The 10,301-nt window shown below is 35.4% G+C and carries 7 protein-coding genes and 1 pseudogene; 1 reads left to right on the top strand and 7 read right to left on the bottom strand.

Features of this window, described 5'->3' with window-relative positions; genetic code table 11:
• Positions 1-344 (top strand): annotated as a pseudogene (locus DWV53_RS14225) (hypothetical protein); the annotation flags it as partial.
• Positions 345-398: 54 nt separating this feature from the next.
• Here the strand turns inward: DWV53_RS14225 and DWV53_RS14220 are convergent.
• Genes DWV53_RS14220 through DWV53_RS14190 form a run of 7 tightly spaced genes read right to left on the bottom strand, consistent with a single transcriptional unit; the run spans position 399 to position 9,702 of the window.
• Positions 399-2,156: a hypothetical protein gene (locus DWV53_RS14220; RefSeq protein ID WP_118155211.1), complete on the bottom strand. Its 1,758-nt coding sequence runs from the start codon at positions 2,154-2,156 to the stop codon at positions 399-401.
• Positions 2,149-4,311 (bottom strand): LlaJI family restriction endonuclease, encoded by a 2,163-nt coding sequence (locus DWV53_RS14215; protein ID WP_118155208.1) that lies wholly within the window; start codon positions 4,309-4,311, stop codon positions 2,149-2,151. The genes DWV53_RS14220 and DWV53_RS14215 overlap by 8 nt, the downstream gene beginning before the upstream one ends.
• A gap of 7 nt (positions 4,312-4,318) precedes the next feature.
• A complete protein-coding gene (locus DWV53_RS14210; protein WP_118155205.1) occupies positions 4,319-6,319 on the bottom strand; it encodes an AAA family ATPase in 2,001 nt (666 codons plus the stop codon).
• A 17-nt stretch (positions 6,320-6,336) separates the two neighbouring features.
• Positions 6,337-7,416, bottom strand: a complete 1,080-nt coding sequence (gene dcm, locus DWV53_RS14205) for a DNA (cytosine-5-)-methyltransferase (RefSeq protein ID WP_118155202.1) — start codon at positions 7,414-7,416, stop codon at positions 6,337-6,339.
• Positions 7,413-8,543, bottom strand: coding sequence for a DNA cytosine methyltransferase (locus DWV53_RS14200; RefSeq protein WP_259319004.1), 1,131 nt, complete (start codon positions 8,541-8,543; stop codon positions 7,413-7,415). The genes dcm and DWV53_RS14200 overlap by 4 nt, the downstream gene beginning before the upstream one ends.
• Positions 8,536-9,477, bottom strand: coding sequence for a restriction endonuclease (locus tag DWV53_RS14195; protein WP_118155196.1), 942 nt, complete (start codon positions 9,475-9,477; stop codon positions 8,536-8,538). The genes DWV53_RS14200 and DWV53_RS14195 overlap by 8 nt, the downstream gene beginning before the upstream one ends.
• A 12-nt stretch (positions 9,478-9,489) precedes the next feature.
• Positions 9,490-9,702 carry a helix-turn-helix transcriptional regulator gene (locus DWV53_RS14190; RefSeq protein ID WP_118155193.1) on the bottom strand — a complete coding sequence of 71 codons (213 nt, stop codon included), beginning with the start codon at positions 9,700-9,702 and terminating at the stop codon, positions 9,490-9,492.
• Positions 9,703-10,301 lie beyond the last annotated feature (599 nt).

Below are 10,301 nucleotides of genomic sequence, written 5' to 3'. Positions count from 1 at the left end.
AGAAAGTTCTTCTTTTCATTGGTAGCTTGGCTCTGTCTCTTGTCCTCTCCATTTGGGGCAATCTCACCCAATGGCGAGAGCATCAAGATTGGGAGGAGGCAGACTTGAAATATAGGGCATTGAAGATGGTTCTGCCTGCTGATGATCCAAATATTTGCTACATAGAAAAGAACTTCTCTGTATACCGAGATGAAAATGTAATAGATGCTGTGAGAAATCGTGTCGCAGTTTATGAGGATTCTGTTCGCCGACACCATGAGATGGTAGAATTGTCTGCATATAAGGATAGTGTAGCAAGCGTACTTAAAAAAGAAGTTGAAGAAATCAAAAAGATTATAAGATAAAAAATGGGACCGTGTCAAAAAATATATTTTATATTTGGCACGGTCTTTATTTCCTTATTTCATAAAAAATGAAATTGGTAAAGACTTAAAAAAGTTTTGCTGGACAGTTTCCATCTTTTTAAAATAACATTCAGCCATAGTCTTATTATCCAACAACAAATGAATAGCAGTTTGCTCATCAAAATTTATTTCTGGAAAGTTTAAAACTTCCATCAACATTTCTTTCTCATCTGTAGTAAAGTTTCGCTTTCTTTTTATAATTTGGAATTTGTTAATAATATGGCTAATTTTGTGATTTGATGCATTATTTAGTATCCAATTAGACAATTCTTCCATTGATTCCAGCAGTTTGAAATTCTTCTGCACCTGTGCATCATACGCAAGTAATGCCATTAACATATCATTTGTTGCTCGATTAAAAATATCTGAATTATAAAGAGCTGCAAATTCATATGATGGAATTAGTTTTGAATAATCAATATTTGTAATTTTTGTAAAATCATCTCTTTGAAAAATAAATGTAAATGGAGAAGTTGCCAACTTATTCCCATTGGAACTCTCATAAGCAAAAACAAGCTTGTCTATGCCTTGAAAGAACTCTTGTATTTTATATTTGCCATTAGGCATTTTTTGAGTCAGCAATAAAAGTGTATACTTGCCAAATGTTGCTGTAGTTATTGTGTCCAAGTCATGATCTTGGACAATAGGTTTGGCATCAACAATGGCTTTTCCTAATAAATCTATACATGCTGCATCTTCGTCACTAAATAAATTAAAATCGACATTATCTGCTATCTGAGTTAAATTAAATAGCATTTTGGCTCTATGCCAGATTTTGTATTCTTGTTCTACCTTTTTTATTTCTGTTTTTGATATATCTTTCAATTGTACTTTATTTTTTCCATAACTTAAAATCTTATATTTAATTAAGTCACGAAGAAATTCTAATTCATGAATATGAGTATCTATTTTGAAATTTTTACTCTCAAATTTTAATTTGTTTACTACATAACTATTGTCTATTTGTGATATTTCGATAGTTAGAAAATTACCTATATTCACAAAGGTTGTTGCTCCATCTAAATACATAAGGTAATCATTGTAATAAACTTTACCATTAATTGATACATCTTCCATAAAATGACTTCCTGCATATAGAGAAAAAGGATGGTCCCCAATTGGATATTCTGTATGTACTGTATTGTCTCCAATCTCTGCATACAGGTAAACAGGCTTACTTATCATCTTTTGTATCGCTTCTTCTTTTGAATCGCAACCAGAAACAGTAATTGTTATTTTATACTTCGATTTTGTAGCTTCTTCAAGCGACAATACTTTTTTGCCAACAAAAGATGTCTGTTTTTTACAATCACGATAAAAATCTCTTAAATCATTTTCTATAGTTAATGTATTTGTACTAAAAGTAAATAATTTTACAGAAACCTTGACTCCTCCTTTGGCATTTTTGATGTATCTTTCTATGTCAATAGGAGCAAGTTTTGCATGATATACAAAATTTCCTTCTTCTGTAATAAATACAACAAAAAATATAACTCCTCCATCTCTCTTATAGGCATTTAAATCTGAAATACGAATAGGATATGAGGGCGTTTTTGAAATTTTCTTTGCGGTTTTGCCTTTTACTTGTGTTGCTATACGTATTGTTGTTTGATTTTTATTTTGTATATAAATAAAACCATCCCAAATAGGTTCTCTATCATTATCTGGAATACACGGATTGAAAATCTCGCTTTGTAAAAAAATATCTTTTACTGCATTTACTGCAATTTGTTCTATTTGTCTACTATTCATATCTTGTTAATTGAGAAAGTTTAAAAAATTGGGCATCATATCTCGTAGTAGGAGTATACTCTTTCTTTGAGGAATGTATGCTCGAAGTATCCATTTCATTAGACATATCAACATCTACCACGACATATATATCTGTTGTATTGACATTCTTGTATATACCAATAGGCAACTCCCCCAAAGATTTCACAAGTCGTGCATTCTTTACACGGAATAGATGCTGAGCAACATCTTTACGAGTATGGAACAACACATATCCAATGGATTGTAAGTTCTCTGCAATCTCTATGCCATCTCTTGTATATTTAATACCGACGGCAAGTTTCCCTTCTGTCAGAAACTTCTGCTTCTTTCCTTCGTAGTTTTCCATCATCACCATCAATACACCATCTTTTGTTGCATCGGCAATAGGTGAGTATCCTTCGGATATAGGTTTTTGCAGAACCTTGTCTGGTTGTTCGCCAAGTTTGCAATCTGCAATGAAAAAATATTTCTTCAGCTCATTCAACAGTTGCTCATTCTCAGCTATGTTCTTGTCATTTGTAGTGTCCAATGCTAAAGAATATACATTATTTTCTGCAAATGGAGTATAGACCTTGCCAAGCAGCTCTTTAAAATGACTCTTGATGTATTCTTCACCATTCACGTCGGGATGCGCCTTCATTGCATAGAAGTCATAATCTTTCTGTAGCCATTCTTGTATTTCAGAACGAAAACGCCCACGGATTTTTTGTTTCCATTGTTCCTTTTGACCTGTATTGTTTCGGGCATAGAGCGAGAGAACGAAGAGGAAATTCACATCATAATGGAATAGCAACAAAGTATCACGGTCAAACAAGCGATTGTTGAATTGAACTTGCTTGTGACGGTTTTTCTTGCGGTCTGTCTTTTCGATTCCATCGTTTGTGTAATTAAATTCTTCGTCCATTTTTGCAGATACAAAGAAATTTGGAATAATGTTATATCCTTCCGTCACATCATCACGGAGTCGAATGCCAGACTCAGTAGTTTTCCCACTATTGAAAATGTCAAGATTCCATTGAATGACATTTCTTGCATAGGTATATTGTTTGTAGATGGACTCTGAACCGAGTTTATGCCCCATCTTATAGTACTTGCTGTCGCCAATGTAATAGGTCTGTTTATTCTCATTCTCAATCAGACTCTTGGCGGTAAAGAGGTGGTCAACAATCTTTCCATCTTCCTGCTTCTTTTCCATGCCATCAGGTAAAGGATTATCGCCTATCAACTCGTCAATAATCGCCTCAAATACAATATAGAAATTCTTGACCAACAGATACTCTTTCTGCTCAGTCGTTATGAACACTTGCCTTGCTTCATCAAAGAATGCGTAGCACAACTGCCATAATTGTAGTGCCTTATCTGAGAAATATTTATACTTGATTTGGCGTAAACGTGTTTTGCCAAAGCCATTCAAATAGGTCTCGAATCGCTTTCCTGTTATTAACTGAAATTGACAATATATTTCTTTAGGAAAGCCATAAGTATCCCCAATGTAATTCAAAATAGAGAAGAAGATAACAAGCAACTCTTCGTCAAAGTTGATTTGGCGTTTCTTGTTGACAGGGTTCAAGTAAATAGGTCGCCCATCTTGTACGATAGCAGTTTGTGTACCAATGGTTCGAGTCCAGTTAATTTTATTCAACCCACTATGTAAGTTCTTCACAATGAAAAAGAAGAAACTCTGGTTGTCACGGTTAAATTGCAACAACGACAGAAGAATGTCAAGATAAGTATTGCTCAATCTGCGTTGACCATTACCAACTTGGGCAATTTGTGAGTGATATACAATATCAGTATCGTTGCGTTTGTCATTCTTGTAAACGACAATAGCACGATAAATCCACACGGCAAACTTATAGATAAAGTTTCTCTCTATTGCATCAAGTGGATTGTTCTCGTCCAAGTTGGCAATGGATTTTGGGGTGTGCTTTCCAAACACAAACTCTTCACCATCCACGTCTTTGAGCAATACCTTGGGAAGAATAAACACACAATCCTTCAGTAGAGTATTATAGAAATACCCTACATAATGTACAGACACCTTGCCTTCAACATTTTCCAAAGCATCTATGCCGTGAAGAATGTCCTTTATGTCGGCTACGTTGTATTGATATTCTTCTATTAGTATGCGCATAATTCTCTTATTGTTCTATATTCACAGTCCATCCTTGCTGTTTTGCAAAGTCAATCATGTTTTGGATGTTATCTCTTGTCCATTGCTTATAAATCTTAAATTCTTTATTATCGGAAGTCTTATATATTCCTGTATAATAACGTGAATAAGATTGGAGGTCTTCTGATGCTTCTACAATAAGCCGAGCATGAGGAATTTTGCCTAACATGGAATTTGGGAACGTTGTTTTTATTTCCTCATAGTTGAGTTCTTTGTGCTCAGACAGATATTTCTCCATTATAGAGAGACCCAATGCTGCTTTTGTTAGTTTGGATTTGCCATCAAAAGAGTATCTTGTTAAGTCATTTTTGTTTGATGCAAAATCATTCTCATTTTCCATAAAAGCCATATCTAATGGAGCTATACCTAAATTCTTCAAGAACAAGGCAACCTTTTCCTCAACGATTTTAGACTTTGTTCCTTCTGATATAAAAAACTTATCAAAAGATAACTTGCTTCCATCCTCATCATTGAATATTGCATCCCCAAACTCATAGTCTTTGAACACATCATTCCAAAGGTAGAAAATAACCTTACCGACAAAAGTCTTTGCTGATATAACACCATCCTGTGCTTTGCAGAAGAAGTAGCCGAGCTTCTTATCCTCAGAATTTGTAGTAGAGCCAATCTTCTCATTTGTCTTTTCAAGGAATTGCCACCAATCATAGTTATAGCCATTAACCTCTATCATCCAATGCATCTCTGCATTAGATATAGGCATGTAAGTCCAATCCCAACGACGCTTGAAAGCAGAGTCAATCGGGAACAAACTTTGGTCGCTTGTATTCATAGTTGCCCATATATAAAGGTTGTTTGGCAAGAGTAGAATATCACCACTTAACACTTGTGACACAATATCCTTACCTTCATACATAGCGTTTATCTTGTCACTTTGCTCAATAGCCAATCCTGCAAATGCTTTTTGAAGCTGTCGCTTCATATCAGAATCTGCCTTTATTGGATAATCAGAAAAGCCATAATCATTACGGTCGAGAAGTTGGAACAAGTCACCAAAGATTTGAGCGCAGTTACCTCTGTTGATTTCTTCAATAATAAGGTATTGCTTATTGCCCTTGTCATATTTCTTCCAAGCGTTGACGTATGCTTGCAAGAATGATTGTGCCACAAACTCATAAACTATTTGCTCTTTATGTAATGTTGTTGCGCCGATTTTCATTGGCTGTCCAAGTTCGTCGCAAATAGGGAGTAATGCTGTCGTAGGCTTGTAGGCTCCAACAAAAGTTGAGTAGTCTGTATCGGGATGGAATGTTGTACGAATCACATCTGACTCCCTTGTTTCCTCCTTGATTGTATGCGACTTTCCTGTACCAGGTGCACCATAAAAGATTTGCTGCAAAGACAAAGAAGGTTTAGCTATCACTTCTTTTTCTTCCAATCCATCTTCTTTCCCATCATCATAAGGGGTATTTACATTTGTAATCTCGATGTCAAAAATGCCATCATCAGCCTTTTTGATATGTAATTCAGAATAACCACCTGCAAAATAATTGCGGATGGTAAATTTTTCTTTACATTCGTTTCCTTTACTGTCTGTATAAGTAACCTCTTTCAGTAAACCATTGAAGTAGAAACGAGTATCTATCTTTCCATTTTTTTGAGGCACATCCTTACGAGCATTCCACTCTTGGGTAATTGTCTCTACCGATTTCCCAGCTTCAACAAACAAAGCGTCAAGTAAAGCCAGCTGATTGATGACAAACTCTTTGGTATATGGAATCACGCAATGTACAGATGATTGGTCAAATTTTCTTGGCAAGATAGAGGCAATAAACAATATCGCCTTTGCAAGATTCTCCTTGTAGTATCGTACAGTTATATGTTCGCCAGCACCCTCAAAGAGTTGGTAATGCTCATTGTCTAAGAACAAGTCTGTGTTCTTGGCATCACCAGCTCCCAATGGGCGATAGCTGGCATTGGTCTCATTGATGTGTTTTACTATTTCTTCCATATTTATGAATATTAACCTTACTCGTGAATAATCTTGTTTGTTATGAGATAATACAAAACAGCATAAATTGTATTTACACTGACAGCATTACCTGCTTGCTTGTACAGGGAACCATCAGCCACTCCTGCATTTCTACCATTGATAGCAAAGTTTGCAGGAAAACCTTGTAGCATAAAAGCCTCCTCTGGTGTCAATTTTCGGATTGGCAGTAGAGCCAATTCTTCTTTAGACATAGTCTTGACTGGATTGATGGCACCATGTGATTCTATAAAATCTTGACTATAGTAGTTGTCTTGACAAGCACGGTGCATTTTGTGCATCGTTGCAGTTAAAGGACGAGCGACACTCATATTAATGTCTGATTTCGACTTGAAGTTGGCAGAACCGTCAGCCAACAGAGTAGGCTTGATTCTCTCTGACAGAAAGTATTTCTTATCCACCTCCAAGCTCAATATGTCATTGACACTTTGATAATGGTATGTTCCTAATCCTTGATACACTTGTTCAAATGTTGCAGCAATATTATCACAAGTAAACAGCTTTTCAAAATTTGCAGGAACAGGCTCTGTTGTTGCAAAAATCAGAAGTCTGTTGCGAGTCTGTGGCAATTGGAATTGCGCTGTGTTAAAGATGTCAGTAAATACTTTATATCCCAAAGTCTCCAATTCTTGTTTTATACGTGCAAATGTTCTGCCTTTGTCATGTGATTTGAGATTCTTCACATTTTCAAGAAGCACATATCGTGGCTTCTTTGCAGCAAGAATATCAATGATATGAAAAAACATTTGTCCACGGTCTTCATTGAAGCCTGCTTGCTTTCCCATCATACTAAAAGTTTGACAAGGAAATCCACCTGATACCAAATCAAATTTTGGCAGATTCTTTATATTATTTTTATTGCTGGTAAATTCGACGATATCTCCCATTGCCAACTCATCATCAGTTTCTGGGTGAAAATTAGCACAATAAGTTTTCACTGCCTTGACATCAATTTCAGAATAGCCAATGCAATGAAAATCCATAATGTGGTCTTGTGTGAGCAAATCCATAGCTCTTCTAAAACCACCAATACCCGCAAATAATTCTAAATGTCTCATTTTATAAATTTCATGATGCCATCACCTATGGCTTTGGCAAGTTTTACTGGAACGGCATTTCCCACTTGTGCATACCACATGTTTTGAGAACCCGTTATCACGTAATCATCAGGAAATGTCTGAATACGTGCTGCTTCACGAGGACTTAATCCCCTTGCATCCCAAGGGTGGATATACATATTACAATCAAACTTCATGTGTGAAGTTATAGTCTTGCAGATTTGAGTTTCATCCAACTTGAAATATTTGTCCTTGAAGATGTCATTCCTTCTTTTGTATGGCATGATGTCAGCGATAGACTCATGCAGGGAGTTTGCACCTTGTGGTAATCTTCTATATATTTCAATGTCTCGTTCGTTGTTGTAACGATTCTTATGATTATAGAGTTTTGTTATTTCCCTATTGCCATTGATAAATTTATAGAAGTCATTCCTAATATATGAGAAATCACACTCTGTAAAGCCAGACTCTGCACATTCCACACCCTTTGAACCCTTTTCTTTCTTGGCAATTAAGTGGGGAAGTCCTTCAAGAGCATCCTTCAATATAAAAGGCTTGCGTTTATGCTTGAATATTTCTTCAAAAATTGACTTTGGTTCTACACCAACCCTGTTGCCTATCATTATGAAGCGTTCTCTATTTTGTGGTACGCCATAATCTTGTGCTTTCAAAAGAGCATAATCATATTGGTACTCGTCGCCAAGATATTCCTCAAAATTCTGTTTAATCTCTTCTATTTTGTTCATCATTCCTTTTACATTTTCCATAATGAAGAACTTTGGACGAATATTTTTCAAGAATATCAAGTATTGCTTGTATAACGCATTACGAGGGTCGTCCAATATGCGTTGGCGATTAGCCATAGAGAACCCTTGACAAGGCGGTCCACCACATACCAAAGTTATATCTGATAATATTTCTTTATATTCGTCGAGATGCAAGTTGAGTTCTGCTATATCTCCCACAAAATAGTGCTCATCACTCAAGTCATGGTTGAATTTGTAGGTATTACAAAACTGCTCCACGATTTCATTTACGAACCATGGAGTAAATCCTGCCTGTTGCAACCCCAAACTCAGACCGCCACATCCAGCAAATAAATCTACAAACTTATATTGTTTAGTCATTGTTGTCATCTTCAAAATAATCAGAGTCGATACGCTTTACCTCATAAACACGTTTTAAGCTAACTCCTACATTATATTCAATCATATATCTCGCAAGTTCTTGTCCATCTATCAGAACTATTTTCTTACTTGCTTTTTCTTCAGCATACTTTCGAGCTTCAGAACTATAAGAACTTGTTGTAATGAATACACCTTTACTTGCTTTTTGCTCATCAAGTGCTCCCACAAACTGTTGAATTTGCGGCTTGCCAATGGTATTTGTTGTATTGTATCTTTTTGCTTGTATATAGATTTTATCCAATCCAAGCTTGTCTTCTTTAATTATGCCATCTATTCCGTCATCATGGGAATACTTTGTTACCATTCCTGCATCAGACAGAGAGCCACCATAACCCATCTTTAGCAACAAATCCAAAACTAAATGCTCAAAGAATTGCGCCGACTGTTCTAATACTTTTTGTAATAAGTCAGCTGCTAAGTCTTTTATGATACTTTGATAAGCATTTTCTAACTGTTCTGTTGGAGTCTGAGTTTGTTTGGATTCTTCTAATTCCTCAATAACCTTTGCTGCCGTTTTCTTTGTTGTTCCAGACGAGGTTGTAGCATATTCTGCATACTCGGGATATTTCATCAAATCTGTTTGCCTTAAATCAGTATGATTTTGCAAATATTCTACTCCTCGTTTTGTTATTTTATAAATACCTCTTTGAGGAATTTCTATGAACAAGGCACGACGAAGCCATTGACGAGACCATCCAAGCCTATCGTCAAGTTGGTTGGTTGAGCCGCTTTTTGTTCTCAACTTACAATCTTCTTCGGAAAGATGAAAATGTTCTATAATGGACTTTTTCATATCCTTGATACTAACATTATCCATATCCTTTAAGCGATAAAGAAATGGATAAAGAAAATCCTCAAATTTTGGTATTGCCATGTTCGTAGTTTTTTATTCAATAACGTTTGTCCTAAGAAGTTCAGTAACTTCCACATTAAGAAGCTTAGCAGTCTTCATTAAACTTTCCAAGTCTGGTTGGCTTGAATTGGTACACCATTTGGATATGGTTGTTTTGTCTTTTCCCAATTGTTCAGCTAACCATTTGTTTGTCCGTTGCTTATCTGCAAGGACAACTTTTATTCGATTTAAATTCTTACTTGCCATATTGCTATGAGTTTCTTTTTTGCAAAAATACAAATTTAATACCAATAAAAAGAATTTTCTCAGTCTTTTTATAGTTTATTAGCAATAAAATGAATCACTTTCACCTTAAACCATCAGAAAACTCTTAAAAAACCTCAAAAAGGCAAGCAAACTTATAAGTTTTTCAGAAATTAGATTTATCTTTGCACATGTAATCGAAGCGTTTTGTATATTGCAAAGTTGTGAAAGAAAAAGAATATAGCTCGTTTCTAAATCGTTAGCAGTTACATTCTTTAATGTACTTAATTCGTTGATATTCAATTAATAAAAGATTTTGTTGTGACTCGCACAATGCAAGGAAACAATTATAACGATGCAAGAAAGCTATTATAACGATGCAAGAAAGCTATTATAACGATGCAAGGAAGCTATTATAACGATTGCGTGACATTTGTCATGTGATTATACGACACTTATCATACGGTCGGATGACAAATGCCGTATAATCACATGACATATACCAATGTTTAAATAAACCTAATAGTCAGGGCAGACGCATTAAATATTTTATTCGTTAATATCTGCGTTGTGCAGTTGTAACTTACTGAATATTAACATTA

The organism is Segatella copri (genome assembly GCF_003465495.1).
Lineage (GTDB): Bacteria > Bacteroidota > Bacteroidia > Bacteroidales > Bacteroidaceae > Prevotella > Prevotella copri_G.
The sequence above is the reverse complement of the archived record's forward strand: the minus strand, read 5'-3'. Positions and strand labels throughout refer to the sequence as shown.

Excerpts from the sequence above, each read along its gene's own strand:
- DWV53_RS14220 (WP_118155211.1), bottom strand. The coding sequence starts at position 2,156 with ATGAATAGTAGACAAATAGAACAAATTGCAGTAAATGCAGTAAAAGAT.
- DWV53_RS14210 (WP_118155205.1), bottom strand. The coding sequence starts at position 6,319 with ATGGAAGAAATAGTAAAACACATCAATGAGACCAATGCCAGCTATCGC.
- dcm (WP_118155202.1), bottom strand. The coding sequence starts at position 7,416 with ATGAGACATTTAGAATTATTTGCGGGTATTGGTGGTTTTAGAAGAGCT.
- DWV53_RS14195 (WP_118155196.1), bottom strand. The coding sequence starts at position 9,477 with ATGGCAATACCAAAATTTGAGGATTTTCTTTATCCATTTCTTTATCGC.
- DWV53_RS14200 (WP_259319004.1), bottom strand. The coding sequence starts at position 8,543 with ATGACTAAACAATATAAGTTTGTAGATTTATTTGCTGGATGTGGCGGT.
- DWV53_RS14190 (WP_118155193.1), bottom strand. The coding sequence starts at position 9,702 with ATGGCAAGTAAGAATTTAAATCGAATAAAAGTTGTCCTTGCAGATAAG.
- DWV53_RS14215 (WP_118155208.1), bottom strand. The coding sequence starts at position 4,311 with ATGCGCATACTAATAGAAGAATATCAATACAACGTAGCCGACATAAAG.